Source organism: Streptomyces sp. NPDC058663 (assembly GCF_042716745.1).
Classification (GTDB): domain Bacteria; phylum Actinomycetota; class Actinomycetes; order Streptomycetales; family Streptomycetaceae; genus Streptomyces.
Genome location: NZ_JBHXRV010000018.1, coordinates 63593 through 83100, shown reverse-complemented (window position 1 = coordinate 83100; position 19508 = coordinate 63593). Strand labels below are relative to the sequence as shown.

14 protein-coding genes are annotated in these 19508 nt (G+C 71.8%); 9 read left to right on the top strand and 5 right to left on the bottom strand.

Annotated elements, in window-relative coordinates:
* Positions 1 to 154: 154 nt before the first annotated feature.
* Both ACFWVV_RS15575 and ACFWVV_RS15570 read right to left on the bottom strand, forming a co-directional pair.
* A complete protein-coding gene (locus ACFWVV_RS15575; RefSeq protein ID WP_384341783.1) occupies positions 155 to 1771 on the bottom strand; it encodes a ferredoxin in 1617 nt (538 codons plus the stop codon).
* On the bottom strand, positions 1768 to 2553 hold the full coding sequence (locus ACFWVV_RS15570; protein WP_384341781.1) for a hypothetical protein: 786 nt from the start codon (positions 2551 to 2553) through the stop codon (positions 1768 to 1770). The genes ACFWVV_RS15575 and ACFWVV_RS15570 overlap by 4 nt, the downstream gene beginning before the upstream one ends.
* Positions 2554 to 2991: 438 nt before the next feature.
* Here ACFWVV_RS15570 and leuS point away from each other — a divergent pair, with 438 nt between their 5' ends.
* The 3 genes from leuS to ACFWVV_RS15555 all read left to right on the top strand — a co-directional run bounded on the left by leuS (position 2992) and on the right by ACFWVV_RS15555 (position 7845).
* The gene (leuS, locus tag ACFWVV_RS15565; RefSeq protein WP_384341779.1) at positions 2992 to 5868 is read left to right on the top strand and encodes a leucine--tRNA ligase; all 2877 of its coding nucleotides are present in this window, start codon (positions 2992 to 2994) and stop codon (positions 5866 to 5868) included.
* A gap of 204 nt (positions 5869 to 6072) precedes the next feature.
* Positions 6073 to 6843: a hypothetical protein gene (locus tag ACFWVV_RS15560; RefSeq protein ID WP_384341777.1), complete on the top strand. Its 771-nt coding sequence runs from the start codon at positions 6073 to 6075 to the stop codon at positions 6841 to 6843.
* A 156-nt stretch (positions 6844 to 6999) separates the two neighbouring features.
* Entirely contained in the window at positions 7000 to 7845 is an 846-nt protein-coding gene (locus ACFWVV_RS15555) for a DegV family protein (RefSeq protein WP_384341775.1), read from the top strand.
* Between the two features lie 240 nt (positions 7846 to 8085).
* Here ACFWVV_RS15555 and ACFWVV_RS15550 read toward each other — a convergent pair whose 3' ends face one another.
* Positions 8086 to 8301 (bottom strand): hypothetical protein, encoded by a 216-nt coding sequence (locus tag ACFWVV_RS15550; RefSeq protein ID WP_384341773.1) that lies wholly within the window; start codon positions 8299 to 8301, stop codon positions 8086 to 8088.
* A gap of 250 nt (positions 8302 to 8551) precedes the next feature.
* On the opposite strand from ACFWVV_RS15550, the gene ACFWVV_RS15545 reads away from it, so the two are divergent.
* The 3 genes from ACFWVV_RS15545 (at position 8552) to ACFWVV_RS15535 (ending at position 13117) form a co-directional block, all read left to right on the top strand.
* On the top strand, positions 8552 to 9217 hold the full coding sequence (locus ACFWVV_RS15545) for a helix-hairpin-helix domain-containing protein (RefSeq protein ID WP_384341771.1): 666 nt from the start codon (positions 8552 to 8554) through the stop codon (positions 9215 to 9217).
* Positions 9214 to 11835, top strand: coding sequence for a ComEC/Rec2 family competence protein (locus tag ACFWVV_RS15540; RefSeq protein ID WP_384341770.1), 2622 nt, complete (start codon positions 9214 to 9216; stop codon positions 11833 to 11835). The genes ACFWVV_RS15545 and ACFWVV_RS15540 overlap by 4 nt, the downstream gene beginning before the upstream one ends.
* A 382-nt stretch (positions 11836 to 12217) precedes the next feature.
* Positions 12218 to 13117, top strand: a complete 900-nt coding sequence (locus tag ACFWVV_RS15535) for a YceI family protein (protein WP_384341768.1) — start codon at positions 12218 to 12220, stop codon at positions 13115 to 13117.
* Positions 13118 to 13268: 151 nt separating this feature from the next.
* On the opposite strand, the gene ACFWVV_RS15530 is transcribed toward ACFWVV_RS15535, so the two are convergent.
* Positions 13269 to 13496, bottom strand: coding sequence for a hypothetical protein (locus ACFWVV_RS15530; protein WP_384342183.1), 228 nt, complete (start codon positions 13494 to 13496; stop codon positions 13269 to 13271).
* 101 nt (positions 13497 to 13597) lie between these two features.
* Here ACFWVV_RS15530 and holA point away from each other — a divergent pair, with 101 nt between their 5' ends.
* Entirely contained in the window at positions 13598 to 14593 is a 996-nt protein-coding gene (gene holA / locus ACFWVV_RS15525) for a DNA polymerase III subunit delta (protein WP_384341766.1), read from the top strand.
* A gap of 261 nt (positions 14594 to 14854) precedes the next feature.
* Here the strand turns inward: holA and rpsT are convergent, their stop codons facing one another.
* Entirely contained in the window at positions 14855 to 15121 is a 267-nt protein-coding gene (rpsT, locus tag ACFWVV_RS15520) for a 30S ribosomal protein S20 (protein ID WP_384341764.1), read from the bottom strand.
* Positions 15122 to 15369: 248 nt separating this feature from the next.
* Here rpsT and lepA point away from each other — a divergent pair, with 248 nt between their 5' ends.
* Both lepA and ACFWVV_RS15510 read left to right on the top strand, forming a co-directional pair.
* Complete coding sequence (gene lepA / locus ACFWVV_RS15515; RefSeq protein ID WP_384341762.1) at positions 15370 to 17238, top strand: translation elongation factor 4; 1869 nt, start codon at positions 15370 to 15372, stop codon at positions 17236 to 17238.
* 255 nt (positions 17239 to 17493) lie between these two features.
* Positions 17494 to 19383, top strand: a complete 1890-nt coding sequence (locus ACFWVV_RS15510) for an AMP-dependent synthetase/ligase (protein WP_384341761.1) — start codon at positions 17494 to 17496, stop codon at positions 19381 to 19383.
* Positions 19384 to 19508: the final 125 nt, after the last annotated feature.

Sequence of the window (19508 nt, the reverse complement as noted above, 5' to 3'; positions counted from 1 at the left end):
CCACCCCTGGGGTTTATCGCTCTTTTGGTTCCGCGCTGCCTGGGAAGGCTGGCGTCCTGTTTTTAATTACTCTTTCGCCCCCCACAAACCCGGGGGGCGGCCCGATGGCCGGCCCCGCTTCTTCGTGTGCACTCTGCGCCCCCCTTGTTCCGTCTCAGCCGCGCCGTCTGTCGAGTGCTCTGCGGGAAGGCGCGGCAGGACGTTCCGCAGGGGCGGCCTCCACCCGGAGAGCGAGAGCGGGGCAGCGGCGCACCGCGCGCTGGGCGCGGGCCCGCAGGTGCGGTGGCACGGCGGCGTCCGCGAGGACCGGATAACCGTCGTTGTCGAGCCGGACGAGCTCCGGGACGACGTCCGCGCACAGACCGTGCCCCTGGCACAGGGTCCAGTCGACGGCCAGCTTTTCGCCGCCGGTAACGCTTGCGCCGGACGCGGACGAGCCTGCGGCGGGGCCCGGAAGGGGCAGGACGCCGGCTGCCGGGCGACCGCAGCCGCCGCCCAGAACATGGGCTGCGAGGTCGTCCGTGAACGCGCTGAGGGCGGACAGCAGGAAGCGGACCGTGCCGTCGGGGTGCTTGCACGCACCGCGGCCCCTTGCCGCCCCTGCGGTCTCGCGCAGTGCCTCCAGTGCCGCCTGGCCGCCTCCGTCGAGTACGTCGGACAGCCTGCCCGCGGCGGCGGGCAGGCCCAGCGTGCAGGGGCCGCACTGGCCTGCGGTCTCGGCGGCCAGCCAGTGCGCGATCCGAAGGGACTCGCCCAGCGGGCAGGTGTCCTGCCCGATCGGCAGCAGTGCGCCCGCGCCGAGGGCCCCGCCGAAGGAGGCCAGGGACGCACGGGAGACGGCGGCGTCGTGCGCGGCGGACGCGTCGATCCAACTGCCGTGGTAGCCGCCGGTCAGGACGCCCTGGAGGGCCGGCGGGGCCCCGGCCAGCTGAAGTACGTAGGCCAGCGGGACGCCGGAGGGAATCTCCACGACCAGCGGCTGCGGCACCGCACCGGACAGGGTCAGCAGGACGGTGCCGGGCTCGTCGGGCACGCCCGTGCGGGAGAAACGCCGGGGGCCGAGACGGGCCGCGACGGCGAGCTGCGCGTACGTCTCGGCATTGGAGAGCAGCGTGGGGGCGCTGGCGACACCGGACTCGGCGGCGCGTGCACGGCGGCCGGGCGGCAGGGCGGGGCCGCCGTTCGCGGCGCGGATCACCGCGGACGCCTCGCCGGAGACCATCCGCTCGGGTGTACGCAGCACCCGGACGCGGATGCCCCGGTTGCGGGGCCGGCGGGTGGACAGACCGCGTTCGGCTACGGCGTCCTGCACCGAAGTCTGGGTGGAGTCACGGGTGACGGCGACCACCAGGGTGCGGGCGCCGAGCGACTCGGCGGCCAGCAGCGCCCCGTCCAGGACGAGGTGCGGGGCACGGTTGAGCAGCACGGTGTCCTTGCGGCAGGCAGGCTCTCCCTCGCTGGCGTTGACCACGACCACGGGGGCCACGCCGCGCCGGGCGGCGGCCTCGGCCACCGCACCCAGCTTCCGGGCGAAGGGGAAGCCCGCGCCTCCACGCCCCCGTAGAGAGATCTCTCCGGCTAGCGACGTCAGTTGTGCGCCGGTGAGCGGCGCAAGGGGGCCGTGGACCTTGAGATGAGTGGCCAGGCCGAGCCGGGCCGTGAGGTCGAAGCCCGCAGTGAGGTGGGGGAGGCCGGCGGTGAGCACGTGCGGGACGTCGGGGAGCGGGGCGTTGCGTATGCCGGGCGAGCTGTGGGGGTCGCGGGCGTTCAACGGTGGTCTCCTGTGGGGGTGTGGGCATGCCGGGGTGCGGACGGGGCGGTGTGCGGCCTGCGTGCGGCCGGGAGACGCTGCCGGGGAACGGCCAGGGGCGTCGGCAGGGCCCGGGCGACGATGCTCCTCTTGAGGCGGGCCGGGAGCAGCCGCAAGGAGAGTGCCGCGGCCACCGAGGCCAGGCACAGGGCGTACATCGTGACCACCCAGGCATCCGCGGGCCGCCCGGAGAACAGTCCGTGCACCAGGGCCGCGCACCAGGCGGGATAGGCCAGCATGTGGAGTGCGCGCCAGCGGCCCGGAACGCTGCCCGGGGTGGCGAAGGCGCTGCGCAGCGCGCCCGTTGCGGCGGCCACCACCATCAGGAGACCGGCCAGCGAGCCGCAGCCGATGAGCACCGCCGTCCCCGAGAGGCCGCCCGCGAACGGCAGCAGGGCCGCGAGGAGGGACACATGGCCGAGGGCGGTCTTGACCGTGAGGTGCAACAGAAGGAAGCCCAGGGAAGCGGCCGCGGTGGCGCGGTGTACTCCCTGGGCTATCAGCCGGTGCCGGGGACGCAGGAGCAGCCGGTCGGTGGCGACGAGGCCCCAGGCGACTGCGGCGGTGAGCGAGACGAGGGCGAGGACTCCGCCGGTGAAGTCGAGGGCGCTGCGGAGGCCGTCGCCGCCCAGTAGGGCGACCAGGGGCAGCAGGGGTAACGCCGCTGTCAGGAGGACGCGGGGCAGCGGGCGAGGGCTCTTCGGGTTCGCGGGTTGTGCCGCGTTCGGACGGAAGGGGTTCATGGGGGAGGACTCCGGGGGGTTCGGGAATGTGGTCCCGTGGCGGGAGGCTAGACGAGACGGTGCAGGAGGGGCGTGAGGTTCGGCGGTTCGCTGCCGTGGAGAGGCGGGTACGGGTACGGTCCGCGTCGCGAGGTGCTCGGAAGGCTTCGCTGTCGCGCGGTCTGCAGCCCCGTGCGGAGCCCGGCTGCCGCCCGAAGAGGACTCCGCGGGCCGGGCAGTGGCCCCGGGCCCAGGATCGCGCCCGTCCTGCTCGCTGCGGCCCGCGCGGCCCCTGCGGTACCCTGACGCCATGCGTGCCGTACGCCTTCTGCTTATCGAGCCGCGCTGATCAGTACCGACCGGTGAAGAACCTGGTCGGCATCGGCGCGGCGTCCCCTCCTGTGCGAGGGGCTTTTTCATTTCCGTGGGCAGAGACGAATCGATGGAGCTTCAAAAAACATGAGCGAGACGAATTCCGCTGCTGCTGCCGAGGTGGCCGCCGCGCACCGCTACACGGCTGCCATGGCCGCCGACATCGAGGCACGCTGGCAGGACTTCTGGGACGCCGAGGGCACCTACGATGCGCCGAACCCCGGCGACGGGGACCTGGCGGGCGACGCGGAGCTGGCGGCCAAGCCCAAGAAGTTCATCATGGACATGTTCCCGTACCCCTCGGGTGCGGGCCTGCACGTCGGTCACCCGCTGGGCTACATCGCCACCGATGTCTACGCCCGCCACCAGCGCATGACGGGCCACAACGTGCTGCACACGCTGGGCTTTGACGCCTTCGGCCTGCCCGCCGAGCAGTACGCGGTGCAGACCGGCACGCACCCGCGCATCTCCACCGAGGCCAACATGGCCAACATGAAGGACCAGCTGCGCCGACTGGGCCTGGGCCACGACAAGCGCCGCTCGTTCGCGACGATCGACGCCGAGTACTACAAGTGGACGCAGTGGATCTTCGTTCAGATCTTCAATTCCTGGTACGACGCCGACGCGAAGAAAGCACGCCCGATCGCTGATCTGGTCGCCCAGTTCGAGAGCGGTGAGCGCAAGCTCGAGGGCACGCGCGCGTGGAGCGAGCTGTCGGCCGCCGAGCGCGCCGGTGTGCTGAGCGAGTACCGGCTGGCGTACGCCTCGGACGCCCCCGTGAACTGGGCGCCGGGCCTGGGCACCGTACTGGCCAACGAGGAAGTGACGGCCGACGGCCGTTCCGAGCGCGGAAACTTCCCCGTGTTCAAGGCCAAGCTGCGGCAGTGGAACATGCGCATCACCGCCTACGCGGACCGGCTGATCGACGATTTGGAGGGCCTGGACTGGCCCGAGGCGATCAAGCTGCAGCAGCGCAACTGGATCGGCCGCAGCGAAGGTGCCCGCGTCGACTTCGCTGTCGACGACACCCGGAAGATCACTGTCTTCACGACGCGCCAGGACACCTTGTTCGGCGCCACCTACATGGTGCTGGCGCCCGAGCACGACCTGGTGTCGGACATCGTCCCGGCCGCCTGGCCCGAGGGCACCCACGACGTGTGGACCGGCGGGCACGCGACCCCGGCGGAGGCCGTGGCCGCCTACCGCAAGCAGGCCGCCACGAAGTCCGACGTGGAGCGGCAGGCCGACGCCAAGGAGAAGACGGGTGTCTTCACCGGTACGTTTGCCACCAACCCAGTAAGTGGGGAAAAGGTCCCCGTTTTTATTGCCGACTATGTCCTGATGGGCTACGGCACTGGCGCGATCATGGCTGTTCCCGCGCACGACAGCCGCGACTTCGCCTTCGCCCGTGCCTTTGAGCTGCCGATGCGCTGCGTCGTCGAGCCGTCCGACGGGCGCTCGCTGGACCCGGCCGAATGGGACGAGGCGTTCGTCTCGCACGACGCGAAACTGGTCAACTCCGCCCATGACACCCTGTCGCTGGACGGCCTCGGCGTGGCCGAGGCCAAGGCCAAGGTCACCGAGTGGCTGGCTGCCGAGGGCATCGGCGAGGGCACGGTCAACTTCCGGCTGCGCGACTGGCTGTTCAGCCGCCAGCGCTACTGGGGCGAGCCCTTCCCGATCGTCTACGACGAGGACGGCATCGCCCACGCGCTGCCCGAGTCGATGCTGCCCCTGGAGCTGCCCGAGGTCGAGGACTACTCGCCGCGCACCTTCGACCCCGAGGACGCCGGCGCACAGCCCGAGACGCCCCTGTCGCGCAACCAGGACTGGGTGAACGTCACCCTGGACCTGGGCGACGGCCCCAAGAAGTACCGCCGCGAGACCAACACCATGCCCAACTGGGCCGGTTCCTGCTGGTACGAGCTGCGCTACCTGGACCCGCACAACAGCGAGAAGCTGGTCGATCCGGCCATCGAGCAGTACTGGATGGGCCCGCGCGACGGCATGCCGCACGGCGGCGTGGACCTCTACGTAGGCGGCGCCGAGCATGCCGTGCTGCACCTGCTGTACGCCCGTTTCTGGTCGAAGGTGCTGTTCGACCTGGGCCACGTCTCCTCCAGCGAGCCGTTCCACAAGCTGTTCAACCAGGGCATGATCCAGGCCTACGCCTACACCGACTCCCGCGGTGTGTACGTCCCGGCCGCCGAGGTCGAGGAGCGCGACGGCAAGTTCTTCCACCAGGGCGAGCCGGTCAAGCGCGAGTACGGAAAAATGGGCAAATCCCTGAAGAACGCGGTCACTCCGGACCAGATGTCCGCCGAGTACGGTGCCGACACCCTGCGCCTGTACGAGATGGCCATGGGGCCGCTGGACGTGTCGCGCCCCTGGGACACCCGCGCGGTCGTCGGTCAGTACCGGCTGCTGCAGCGACTGTGGCGCAACCTCGTCGACGAGACGACCGGCGAGGTCACCGTCGTCGACACCGAGCCGGACGAGGGCACCCTGCGTGCCCTGCACAAGGCGATCGACGGCGTCGGCCAGGACATGGCCGGCATGCGCTTCAACACGGCCATCGCGAAGATCACCGAGCTGAACAACCACCTGACGAAGACGGGTGGCCCGCTCGCGCGTTCCGTCGCCGAACCGCTGGTGCTGCTGATCGCACCGCTGGCTCCGCACATCGCCGAAGAGCTGTGGCGCAAGCTGGGGCACGCAGAGTCGGTGGTCCACCAGGACTTCCCGGCCGCGGACCCGGCGTACGTCGTGGACGAGACGGTGACCTGCGTCGTGCAGGTCAAGGGCAAGGTGAAGGCGCGCCTGGAGGTCTCTCCGTCGATCAGTGACGAGGAGCTGGAGAAGCTGGCAGTGGCCGACCCCGCCGTTGTCGCGGCGCTGGGCGGGGCCGCTGTCCGCAAGGTGATCGTCCGGGCGCCGAAGCTGGTGAACATCGTCCCGGCATAACCGGTGTTCACGGGGCGCGACCGCAGAACCAATGTCCTGGAACGCATGATCAGGACGGGTTCGCGCACCGGCCGGAGCACTGGCTGAGGGCTTTCCCCTACGGGCAGGTTGGGGGTTCCGATGGAACCTTCCGCCTGCCCGCTCCGTTTACGGTGGGAGGGCAGGTCCATCAGGCACTTGTCAGTCCTACCGCGGAGGGGCGTCATGGAAGTCGTCATCCTGATCATGGCGCTGCTGTTCTTCGCCTTCGTGGGGCTGGGGGTGTACGTGACGGTCAAGGCGGTCGGAGCCGCCAGGCGCGGTGTGGACCGCACCCTCACCCAGGCCAGGCGCACCGTCGAGGACACCACTCTGCGGGCGAAGAGCTACGGCCAGGTCGGCATGGGCGGCGAGCTCGCACAGCTGCGCCTCTCGCTGCGTACGTCCATGAGGGCCACCCAGGAGGCGCTGGCCGCGGGTGTCACCTCGGATGCCTCGCTGTCGGAATCGATCGCACTCTTCGAGCGGCTGAGCGAGTACGGCCACCAGTTGGACGACGAGCTGCGGCGCCTTGAGCGGGACCCGGACAAGGCGAGGGCCGCCGAGCGCATCCCGGAACTGCGGGAACGCACGGAACAGGTCGTGCAGTCCGCGGACTCGCTGCGCTGGGCGGCACGGGACCGGGCGAGGAAGTTCGCGGACGACGGGCTCGAGTCGCTGAGCGAACAGATCCGGATGGAGTCCGGGGCACTGCGGCACTGGACGGCGGTGGAACCGGACGAGACCCCGGGGACGCGGCCCGTGGCACAGGGGCCCTCGCGTACCTGGGCGGAAGCCACCGACGACGTCACGGGAGACAGGGCCCCGGGCAGTGCGCCCGCGGCGGAGAGGGCGAAACCCGCCGACTCCGGGCCGCAGGCGATCACGGCGCAGGATCCGCAGGCGCAGACGGCCTACCCGTGGCAGAAGGCGCCCCGGCCGGAGAGTACGACCTGACGCCCACGGGCGAGGGACAGGCCGGCAGCGGCGGCACGGTACAGGCCCGCGGCGGAAGCACGGACCAGGCCCGTGGCGCCGGCCGGCGGCGGTCCACGGCCGGTGGGGAGGGGCCGGACTGCCGTGCGGCTTCCCCTGCGGGTAACCTCCCGCTACATGTCACGCCATGTCGCGATCGTCACCGATTCAACGGCTTACCTGCCGACCCCGACGATGGAGCGGCACGGCATCACCGCAGTGCCATTGACCGTCGTCATCGGTGACCGAGCGTTCGAAGAGGGCACCGAGATCTCGGCCCGCTCACTGGCGCAGGCGCTCCTCAAGCGCCGCTCGGTGACCACCTCCAGGCCGAGCCCCGAACTGTTCGCGGCGACATACCGGGCCGTGGCCGACACCGGAGCGACGGAGATCGTTTCGCTGCATCTTCCCGCTGAACTCTCCGGCACCTACGACGCCGCCGTTCTCGCGGCACGCGAGGCTCCCGTGCCCGTGCGGGTGGTGGACACCGGCATGGTCGCCATGGCACTCGGCTTCTGCGCCCTGTCCGCCGCGGAGGTGGCCGAGGCGGGCGGCACAGTCGACGAAGCGGTGGCCGCGGCCCAGAAGCGCGCCGACGAGACGGCCGCGTACTTCTACGTCGACACCCTGGACTATCTGCGGCGCGGCGGCCGGATCGGGGCCGCGCAGGCCCTGCTGGGCTCGGCCCTCGCGGTGAAGCCCCTCCTGGCGCTGAACGACGGTCGGATCGAGATGCTGGAGAAGGTGCGCACGGCATCCAAGGCGATCGCCCGGCTGGAGGAGCTCGCGGTGGAGCGTGCCGGGGAACGGCAGGTGGACATCGCGGTGCACCACCTGGCCGCGCCCGAGCGGGCCGACACCTTGGCGCAGCGGCTGCGTGAGCGGGTGCCCAACCTGGCGGACCTGCACGTCAGCGAGGTGGGCGCGGTGATCGGCGCGCACACCGGCCCCGGACTGCTGGGAGCCGTCGTCTCGCCGCGCTGAGCCGTACGCCGCACCCGCTTGGAGAGCCGTACGCCGCACCCCCTTGAGGGGTGCCCCGCTAAAGACCGCACCCCCTGCAGGCGTACTCCCGGGAGTGACCGAGTTATCCACAAAGCCCTGCTTGTACACAGGAATTGACCATGATCAGCGGGGTAGGGCCGATGTGCCTACCGTCGGGTGCATGGCTCTGCGATCACGTAACGAAACGACAGGACCGGGCCGTGTCCCCGGTCGTACTTCTCACTCCCTCTCGCGTACGAGTGCGCGTACGCGGCTCCGCGCCTCGCCGGCTCTGCGGCGCGGCAGGCGCGGGGCGGCCGCCGCGGCCGCCGTGTCCCGGCGGAGGGCGGATGCCCTCTTCGCGCTTCCCGCGCTTCCCGCGGCGATGTCACGGGTGCTCACGTCCTCCGCAACCACCTCCTCCGCAACCACCTCCTCCGCAACCGCCTTCTCCACGGCCGCCTCCTCCACGCAGGCGTCCCCCGCGGCCGCAGCAGCGGCCCGGGCGGCAAGGGCCTCGGCTCCGGCGTCCGTAGCGCCGCCTCGCGCACCGGGGCCGAGGCCATCGACTCCGGTACGTACCTCCGGGACTTCCGTGGCTGTCGCCCTCCCTTCGGGCACAGGGCGGCGGGCCGTGGGCGGGCTGCGCCGGGCCTGGGTGGCCGCGCGCGAACGAGTACCGGTGTGGGTCCAGGTCAGGTGCGGGATGGAACCCCGGACGGTGGGAGCGCTCGCCGCTGTCCTGGTCGTCTCGGCGGGGTTCGCCTTCCACCACTTCTGGTCCGGCCGCCCCGAGCCCGTACGCGCCCCGGCGACAGTGGAAGCGGGCGGAACAGCACCCCGGGCGGCGGTCCCGCGAACGCAGCCCTCGCCCTCCGTTCCTCCCGCGGCGGGAACGCTGCCGGCGAGGGTGCCCGCCCTCCAGGCTCCGGGCAGTGCGGTGGTGGTCGTCGACGTCAGTGGCGGAGTGCGGCGGCCGGGGGTTCACCAGCTGCCCGCCGGTTCCCGGGTGGCCGATGCGCTGCGGATGGCGGGCGGGGTCAAGGCCGGGCAGGACCTGGGCGGGCTCAACCGGGCGCGGGTGCTCACCGACGGTGAGCAGGTCGTGGTGGGCGGCCCCGCACCGCCCGTGCCGGGGGCGGGTGCACCGGGGGCTGGGCCGGGAAGTGGTTCCCCCGCCGTGCCGGTCAGCCTCAACACCGCGACCGTGGAACAGCTCGACACCTTGCCGGGCGTCGGCCCCGTTCTGGCCCGGCACATCGTCGACTACCGCACGCAGCACGGCGGGTTCCGCTCCGTGGAGGAGCTGCGTGAGGTCGACGGGATCGGCGACCGCCGGTTCACCGATCTTCAGCCGCTCGTGCGGCCATGAACACGGCCGGTGGGAACGGGAGTACACCGCCCACGGGGGCCTCGCCGCCGGCGGGCGGGACACCGCCCGCCGGGGCGGGGCGGACCTCGGCGGCGACGCCCTGCGGGCGGCCGGATGTGCATACCGCAGCCGGGAGTCGTCTGGGTGCCTCCGACCCGCGCCAGGAGGGCCCCACCGACCTCCGGCTCGTGCCCCCGGCGCTCGCGGCCTGGGTCGCAGCCGCAGCGACCGTGGGAGGACTGCCGCAAGCCGCGGTCGCGCTCCTGGCGATCCTCCTGGCGGGTGCGCTGGTCCTGGCGGTCGTAGTGGCCCGCGGATCCACCACCGGCGGCGGGCGCGGACGGCGGGCCGCAGCCGTCCTCACCGCGCTGCTGTGCGCGGCGGCGGCCACGGCCTCGGCGGCCCTGCACTCGGCCGACCTCCACCGCGGTCCGGTGCCCGAACTCGCCCGCAGGTACGCGGTGGTGGGTGTGGAGCTCACCGTCACCGGCGACCCCCGGCAGACCTGGCCACGGGTGCGGGGCGACCGGGTGGCTCCCCGCCCCGTCGTCCTGCCGGCCGAGATCACCCGGGTCACCACTGCCGACGGGGCGGTGACCGCCGTCCGGACACCGGTTCTTGTCCTCGCCCCGATGCGCGGCCCCACCGCCGGGTGGCTGCGGCTGCTGCCCTCCACCCGGCTGCGGGTGACCGGGGCCCGGCTGGCGCCGCCGTGGAAGGACGGCGACCGGATCGCCGCCGTCCTGCGGGTGCCGGGACAGGGCGCGCCGGCCGTCATCGCCCCGCCAACCGCCGTACAGCGAAAGGCCGGCGAACTGAGAGCCGGGCTGCGGGAGGCCACCGCAGGGCTGGCACCGGACGCGCGGGCTCTGCTGCCGGGGCTGGTGGTCGGCGACACGTCCCGGATGGCGCCGGACCTGCACGACGCGTTCACCGCAACCGACCTGGTGCACCTGACCGCGGTCTCAGGGAGCAACCTCACGATCGTTCTGGCCCTTCTGATCGGGCCGCCCGGGCTCGCGCTGAGGGCGGAGCGGCGCGGCCTCGCGCCCCGCCTCGGGATCTCGCTGCGGACCACGGCCCTGTCCGGCGGGGTGCTCACCCTCGCCTTCGTGATCGTGTGCCGGCCGGAGCCCAGTGTGCTCCGGGCCGCCGCCTGTGGCCTCATCACCCTCCTCGCCATCGGCACCGGACGGCGTAGATCCCTGATCCCGGCGCTGGCCGCCGCAGTGCTGCTGCTCGTGCTGTACGACCCCTGGCTGGCGCGGAGTTACGGATTTCTGCTGTCGGTGCTGGCGACGGGGGCTCTGCTCACCCTCGGTCCCGTGTGGAGCGCCAGGCTGCAACGGCGCGGGGTGCCGCCCCGGCTCGCCGAGGTGCTGGCCGCGGCGTGCGCGGCGCAGGCGGTGTGTGCGCCGGTGGTGGCGGTGATGGCGGCCCGGGTCAGCCTGGTGGCGATCCCGTGCAACCTCCTCGCCGAACTGGCCGTGGCCCCGGCCACCGTCCTCGGCTTCGCCGCCCTGGCCGTCGCTCCGCTCGCGATGCCCGTGGCCGAACTGGTTGCCCAGGTCGCGGGCTGGCCCGCCGGGTGGATCGCCTGGGTGGCCAGGACCGGCGCGGCGCTGCCCGGGGCGGAGATCGGCTGGCCGGGCGGGTGGCGGGGCGGCCTCCTGCTGGCCGTCGTGACCCTGGTCGTGGTGGCGGCTGCCCACCGGGCCGGGCGTCACCCCTGGCTGAGTGCCGGCTGCGTGCTGCTCCTGTTGCTCGCCGTACTGCGCCCGCCGCCGGTCACGGGGCTGCTCACCGGATGGCCGCCGCGGGACTGGCAGCTCGTGCTGTGCGACGTGGGGCAGGGCGACACGACGGTGCTCGCGGCCGGCGAGGCGGGTACGGCGGTGGTCGTGGACACGGGCCCCGACCCGATGCTGGCCGACCGGTGCTTGCGACGTCTCGGCGTCACCAGGGTGCCGCTGGTCGTGCTCAGTCACTTCCACGCGGATCACGTGTCCGGGCTGCCCGGGGTGCTGCGTGGCCGGACGGTGGGGGCCATCCAGACCACGGCGCTGCCGGAGCCCCGGGAGCAGGCGGCGTTCGTGCACCGGACGGCGGCCGGGGCGGGGGTGCCGGTGACCGTGGCCAGGCCGGGCGAGCGGCGCCGCATCGGACCGCTCGACTGGCAGGTGCTCTGGCCACCCGCGCCCCCGCACCCCGCCCCCAGGGAGGCGAACGACGCGAGCGCCACCCTGCTCGTACGGATCCAGGACCCGGGCCGGGGTTCGGGCGAGGCGGACGGCGCCCTGAGTCTCCTGCTGCCCGGCGACCTCGAACCGCCCGCCCAACAGGGCTTGCTGCGGGCTCACCCCGCCCTTCCGCCGGTCGACGTCCTCAAGGTCGCCCACCACGGCTCGGCCCACCAGGACCCCGCGCTGCTCCGCCGGCTTGCGCCCCGGCTGGCCCTGGTCCCGGTGGGCCGGGACAACCCGTACGGTCACCCCGCGCCCGCCGCACTGGCCGCGCTCGACTCCCTCGGGGCGGTCGTGCTGCGCACGGACCGGGACGGCGCGATCGCGGTGACGGGAGCCGGGGACGGAATTCAGGCGGTGCCGCTGGGGAGCTGATTCCAGCCCAGTCCGCGGCACGTGACCATGCCCATGCCCGTGCCCATGCCCATGCCCATGCCCATGCCCGGGCCCATGCCCGGGCGACCTGTGCGGATGCCCACTGGGCGCGAGGGCATTTCCTGTCCACGAGACCTCTGCAACAAGCCCCAGGAAATTTCCTTCTGCGGGCAACGAGCCGACAGGCAGCGGATCCGGCGGAGCGGAATGCTCAATTCAGACCTCTGGGGACAGGCGCTGCCATCCCACCACCGACTGGCGCGTTTGCCTCGAACACCCCAAGAGTGATCGAATGTTCTTTCGTCAAAGGGTCGCTGCTCCGGCGGTTCGCCGTGCCTCGGCGCGCCCCTGCAGCAACGATTCGCACGGGGGTGCGCACCTCATGATCTCCCGCTGGCTCGGCCGACGTACGACCACCGGCAGCCAAGCCAACCCACTTGCCGGGTTCTCCGTCCCCGCTTCGGCCGGCCTCCTCAGCTGCCGGGTCCTCGACCCGGTCAGCGAGCCCGTCCGGCAGGCCGAGTTCGTCGTCACCGACGGCACGGGCCGCAGAGTCGTCGGGGGTGAGACCGACCCGTACGGCACGCTCGTCGCCGCCGTCCCCGCGGGTGACTACCGGCTCGCCGTCACGGCCGAGGGCTTCACGCCCTACCGCGGCAGCGCCACCGTCACGGAGAAGGGCCACTCCGGCCTCGGCGACATCTCCCTCCAGATCGCCGTCCCGCCGCAGCTCCCCGAGCCCGGCGACTGGGAGATCGACCTGATGCACTCCCAGATCAGCTTCTCCGCACGGCACATCGGCCTGGCCCGCATCCGCGGCAGGTTCAACAGTTTCGCGGGCGCCGTCCGGATCGGCGAGCGCATGGAGCAGTCCGCCATGCACGTCATCATCGACGTCAACTCCATCGACACCAACGTCAAGATGCGCGACGACCATCTGCGCGGCAAGGACTTCTTCGACGTCGCGAACTACCCGACGATGGAGTTCTACAGCGACCGGTTCGTGCACCGCGGCGGCAGCCGCTGGGCGGTCACCGGAGGGCTCACCCTGCACGGCGTCAGCCGCACCGTCACCCTCGACAGCCAGTACCTCGGCATGGGCAGCGGCATCCAGGGTGAGACCCGTGCCGCAGTCCACTCCACCGCCGAACTCCACCGCGAGGACTTCACCCTCACCTGGCAGACCATGCTCGGGCACGGCATCGCCGCCGTCGGATCCAGCATCGCCGTCGAGCTGGACATCCAGATCGTCCCCAAGAGCCCGGCCGCACCCGCGTCCTGAGCTCTCGACCGGCCCCTTCAGGAGCCCCGGGCATCCAAAGGCCGGGGCTCCCGGCGAGCGCCCGGAGGGGCGTCCGGAAGGCCCGCCCCACTCGCCCCCGCCCCACTCGCCCCCGGCGCCCCCCCCGGCGGCAGCCCCGGTGCCGCCGCCCCTAGGGAGCCTCCAGCCATCCCTCGTACTCCGCGGCCAGCCCGTCCAGTGCCGCGGGGTCGAGGCGGCTCCGGGGGTCCTCCACGACCACCAGCCACTGGGCGTCCTCGGCATCGTCCTCACCCGCCAGCGCGTCCCGTACGAGCTGGGGCTCCTCGTCCACCCCGAAACGGTCCGCCACCTCCCGCGCCACCTCCTCGGCGGCGTCCCGGTCCGGCAGTACCAACACATGGCGCACCTGGGCGCCTCGTACCTCGCTCACCCGCCCATTCTCCGGTACGGCGGCCGGTGCGGGAGCACTGTCAGTGGCCCGTGGGATGCTTGACCGCGATGGCCACCAGGAAGAATTCGACCGACGATCCGCTCGCCCCCGTCACCCTCGCCGTGGGTCAGGAGGACCTCCTCCTCGACCGCGCCGTGCAGGAGGTGGTGGCGGCGGCCCGCGCCGTGGACGCCGACACCGACGTACGCGACCTCACGCCCGACAGGCTGGAGCCCGGCACGCTCGCCGAGCTGACCAGCCCTTCGCTCTTCGCCGAGCGCAAGGTCGTCGTCGTGCGCAACGCGCAGGACCTCACCGCCGACACGATCAAGGACGTCAAGGGGTACCTCGCCGCCCCCGCCGAGGAGATCACCCTCGTCCTGCTGCACGCCGGCGGCGCCAAGGGCAAGGGCCTCCTGGACGCCGCCCGCAAGGCCGGAGCCCGCGAGGTCGCCTGTCCCAGGACGACGAAGCCGGCCGAGCGGCTGTCGTTCGTACGGTCGGAATTCAGGGCGCTGGGCCGTTCCGCCACGCCCGAGGCGGGCCAGGCGCTCGTCGACTCCATCGGCAGCGACCTGCGGGAACTGGCCAGTGCCGTCTCGCAGCTGGTCGCGGACGTCGAGGGCACCATCGACGAGGAGGTCGTCGGCCGGTACTACACCGGGCGGGCCGAGGCCTCCAGTTTCACGGTGGCCGACCGGGCGGTGGAAGGACGGGCCGCCGAGGCCCTCGAAGCGCTGCGCTGGTCGCTGTCGACGGGCGTGGCACCCGTACTGATCACCAGTGCGCTCGCCCAGGCCGTACGGGCCATCGGCAAGCTGGCGTCCGCCCCGCGCGGCGCCCGGCCCGGCGACCTGGCCCGGGACCTCGGCATGCCGCCGTGGAAGATCGACCGGGTGCGCCAGCAGATGCGCGGCTGGTCGGCGGACGGAGTCGGGGACGCCCTGCGGGCGGTCGCCGAGGCCGACGCGGGCGTCAAGGGCGGCGGGGACGACCCCGAGTACGCCCTGGAGAAGGCGGTGGTCGCAGTGGCCAGGGCGGCCAGGACCCGCAGCGCCCGCTAGCCTGCGCCGGCGGCGGTACACGGGGCCGCGGTCGGGGCAGCGGTGCGGGCGAGACCGCGACAGGGGCGGCGGAAACGCCGAGAACCCCGGTCCCGTCCTGGGGAAGGACTAAGGACCGGGGTTCCGGATCGAGCTGTTTCCACCGCGCCCGCGTGGCGAACGCGTTCGGTGCGCGGCGGGGGTGCCGGGTCAGGAGCGGTAGAGAGGGTCCGCTGGGTCCTGACTCAGGCGATTCACTACAGGTACCTCAGAGGTGACTGCTCAGCCCTGAAGGGTGGCGACCTTGGCAGCCAGCGCCGACTTCTTGTTGGCGGCGGCGTTCTTGTGGATGACACCCTTGCTCGCGGCCTTGTCGAGCGCACGGGAGGCGTCGCGAGCGGCCAGGGTGGCCTTCTCGACGTCACCGGCGACGATGGCCTCGCGGGCCTTGCGCACCGCGGTCTTGACCGAGGACTTGACGGCCTTGTTGCGCAGGCGCGCCTTCTCGTTCGTCTTGTTCCGCTTGACCTGGGACTTGATGTTCGCCACTGAAAGAGCCTTTACAGGTTCGATTTGGATCTCGATGTGCGTCCCCGTGACCCATGAAGGTCACCAGACACAGCTGCCCAGGCTACCAGCCGTCCGCCGACCGGCCCAAACCGGCCGCAGTCCCCCGGCCGTGGGACCATGGGAAGACTTCACAACTTCCGGACCGAGACGAGAACGACGCACGCGCGCGCCCGACGCACCCCGTCCCGCAGCGCGCGGAGCCGTCTTCTCAAGAATCAGGACCCTGCGTGCCCGCGACTCCTCTCCACGTGCCCGAGCCGAGCCGTACCGACCCGGCACTGCTCCGCAACTTCTGCATCATCGCGCACATCGACCACGGCAAGTCGACCCTTGCCGACCGGATGCTCCAGCTGACCGGTGTGGTCGACGTGCGGCAGATGCGCGCCCAGTACCTCGACCGCATGGACATCGAGCGCGAGCGCGGTATCACGATCAAGTCCCAGGCGGTCCGGCTGCCCTGGGCGCCCACCGAGGGCGAGGGCAAGGGGAGGACCCACGTCCTCAACATGATCGACACGCCGGGCCACGTGGACTTCACCTACGAGGTCTCCCGTTCGCTGGCCGCCTGCGAGGGCACGGTCCTGCTGGTCGACGCGGCGCAGGGCATCGAGGCGCAGACGCTGGCCAACCTCTATCTGGCGATGGAGAACGACCTCACCATCGTTCCGGTGCTCAACAAGATCGACCTGCCCGCCGCGCAGCCGGAGAAGTTCTCCGAGGAGCTGGCCAACCTCATCGGCTGCCAGCCCGAGGACGTCCTGAAGGTCTCCGCGAAGACCGGTGTCGGCGTGGACGCGCTGCTCGACCGCGTGGTGCGTGACGTGCCGCCCCCGGTCGGTGTCAAGGACGCCCCCGCACGCGCGATGATCTTCGACTCGGTCTACGACTCGTACCGGGGCGTCGTGACGTACGTCCGGGTGATCGACGGACAGCTCAACAAGCGCGAGCGCATCCGGATGATGTCCACCAACGCCACCCACGAGCTCCTGGAGATCGGTGTCTCCTCGCCGGAGATGACCCCCTCCGACGGTCTCGGTGTCGGCGAGGTCGGCTACATCATCACCGGTGTGAAGGACGTCCGGCAGTCCAAGGTCGGTGACACCATCACCTCCCTGCACCAGGGCGCCACCGAGGCGCTGGGCGGCTACAAGGACCCCAAGCCGATGGTGTTCTCGGGCCTGTACCCGCTCGACGGCTCGGAGTACCCGGACCTGCGCGAGGCCCTCGACAAGCTCCAGCTCAACGACGCCGCCCTGGTGTACGAGCCGGAGACCTCGGCCGCGCTCGGCTTCGGTTTCCGTGTCGGCTTCCTCGGCCTGCTGCACCTCGACGTGATCCGTGAGCGGCTGGACCGCGAGTTCGGCCTCGACCTCATCGCGACCGCGCCCAACGTGGTCTACCGCGTGGTCATGGAGGACGGCAGCGAGCACACCGTCACCAACCCGAGCGAGTTCCCCGAGGGCAAGATCTCGGACGTCTTCGAGCCCGTCGTACGCGCCACGATCCTCGCCCCCAGCGAGTTCATCGGCGCCATCATGGAACTCTGCCAGACCCGCCGCGGCACCCTCCTCGGCATGGACTACCTCTCCGAGGACCGCGTCGAGATCCGCTACACGCTGCCCCTCGCCGAGATCGTCTTCGACTTCTTCGACCAGCTGAAGTCCAAGACCCGCGGTTACGCCTCACTGGACTACGAGCCCACGGGCGAACAGTCGGCGGCCCTGGTCAAGGTCGACATCCTGCTGCACGGCGACCGGGTCGACGCGTTCTCCGCCGTCACGCACAAGGACGCGGCCTACGCGTACGGAGTACGGCTCGTCGCCAAGCTGCGTGAGCTCATCCCGCGTCAGGCCTTCGAAATCCCCATCCAGGCCGCCATCGGCTCCCGGGTCATCTCCCGCGAGACGATCCGCGCCATCCGCAAGGACGTTCTCGCCAAGTGCTACGGCGGCGACATCTCCCGCAAGCGCAAGCTCCTGGAGAAGCAGAAGGAGGGAAAGAAGCGCATGAAGATGGTCGGCAGCGTCGAGGTGCCGCAGGAGGCCTTCATCGCGGTTCTCTCCAGCGACGAATCCGGCGGCAAGGCCAAGAAGTAGCCGAGCGGTCCCCTGACCCCTCGGCCGGCCACGGGCCCGTCGCACTTCGGTGCGACGGGCCCGTCCGCGTCGTGGAGGTCCGTACGGTGCAGGTGCGCGCCGCATGGCGGGTGCGGGCCGGTCCGTTATCAAATGGAGGGTACGGGAGCCCTTACGCACCCAGCCCCGGCGCTCTAGTCTGATCACTGATCGTTTGTTACTCGCCAGTTAAATACCAGCCAGTCGCGCAGCAATGCCGCGGGCCCGGAGGACGTCGTGAGCGACACACAGACCTTGATCGAGAACCGGCCGCCGTCCGTGGCGGCTCTCTTCATTGAGCGCGTGGCTGCCACGCCGGACGGAGAGGCCTACCGGTACCCGGTGCCGCCCGCCGGCGGCAGTGGCCCCGACGAATGGCGCTCGCTGAGCTGGGGGCAGGCCGCGAAGCGGGTCTACGCCGTCGCGGCGGGCCTCCTGGACCTCGGGGTGCAGCCCGAGCAGCGGGTGGCGCTCGCCTCCAACACCCGGGTGGAGTGGATCCTCGCCGACCTCGGTGTGATGTGCGCGGGCGCCGCGACCACCACGGTCTACCCCTCCACGAACGCCGAGGAGAGCGCGTACATCCTCGCCGACTCCGAGAGCCGGGTGCTGATCGCCGAGGACGCCGCGCAGCTCGCGAAGGCCCGCGAGAAGCGCGCCGAGCTGCCGCACCTCGCGCACGTCGTCGTGGTGGAGGCCCAGGACGCGGTGGCGGCCGAGGGCGACCCGGAGGGCTGGGTGCTCTCCCTCGCCGACCTGGAGGCGCGCGGCGCCGCATACCTGGAGAAGCACCCGGACGCGGTCAAGGACCGGGTCGCGGCCATCACCTCCGGCCAGCTCGCCACCCTCATCTACACCTCCGGCACCACCGGCCGCCCCAAGGGTGTGCGGCTGCCGCACGACTGCTGGTCGTACATGGCCAAGGCGACCGTGGCGACCGGGCTGATCACCAAGGACGACGTTCAGTACCTGTGGCTGCCGCTGGCGCACGTCTTCGGCAAGGTGCTCACCTCCGGCCAGATCGAGGTCGGCCACGTCACCGCCGTCGACGGCCGCATCGACAAGATCATCGAGAATCTTCCGGTCGTCCAGCCGACCTACATGGCCGCCGTGCCGCGCATCTTCGAGAAGGTTTACAACGGGGTCGCCGCCAAGGCGCGGGCCGGCGGCGGCGCCAAGTACAAGATCTTCCTGTGGGCGGCGGGGGTCGGCCGCGAGTACGCGAAGGTCACCCAGGACAACTTCCGGCGCACCGGGCAGGCGACCGCGCCCTTCGCGCTGGACGCCAAGCACCGCATCGCGGACAAGCTGGTCTTCTCCAAGATCCGGGAGGCGTTCGGCGGCCGGCTGCGGGCCTGCGTGTCCGGCTCCGCCGCTCTCGCGCCGGACATCGGTTACTTCTTCGCCGGCGCCGGAATCCACATCCTGGAGGGGTACGGGCTGACCGAGTCCAGCGCGGCCAGTTTCGTCAACCCCGGAGAGGCGTACCGCACCGGCACCGTCGGCAAGCCGCTCCCCGGCACCGAGGTGCGGATCGCCGAGGACGGCGAGATCCTGCTGCGCGGCCCCGGCATCATGGAGGGCTACCACCAGCTGCCGGAGAAGACCGCGGAGGTCCTGGAGTCCGACGGCTGGTTCCACACGGGGGACATCGGCGAACTGTCCCCGGACGGCTACCTGCGGATCACCGACCGCAAGAAGGACATCATCAAGACCTCGGGCGGCAAGTACATCTCGCCCGCCGAGGTGGAGGGACAGTTCAAGGCGGTCTGCCCGTACGTCTCGAACATCCTGGTGCACGGCGGCGACCGAAACTTCTGCACCGCGCTGATCTCGCTCGACGAGCCGACGATCATGAGCTGGGCGCAGGAGCAGGGCCTCGCCGCGAAGACGTACGCCGAAGTGGTGGCGGCCCCGCAGACGCAGGCCCTGGTGGAGGGCTACGTGAAGGAGCTGAACGAGGGGCTCCAGCGCTGGCAGACCATCAAGAAGTTCCGGCTGCTGCCGCGCGACCTCGACGTGGAGAACGGTGAACTGACGCCCAGCCTCAAGCTGAAGCGCCCGGTCGTCGAGCGCGAGTACAAGCACCTCATCGACGAGATGTACGCGGGGAGCCGCGAGGCCTGATCCCGTACGGAGCTCTACTGCGGTGGGGGGGGGGGGGCGCGGACGGGGGGGCCCCGCGCGCCCCGGGGGGGCGCCCCCCCCGCCGGGCGCGCGCCCCCCCGGCCGCCCGGGGGGGCGCCCCCCGG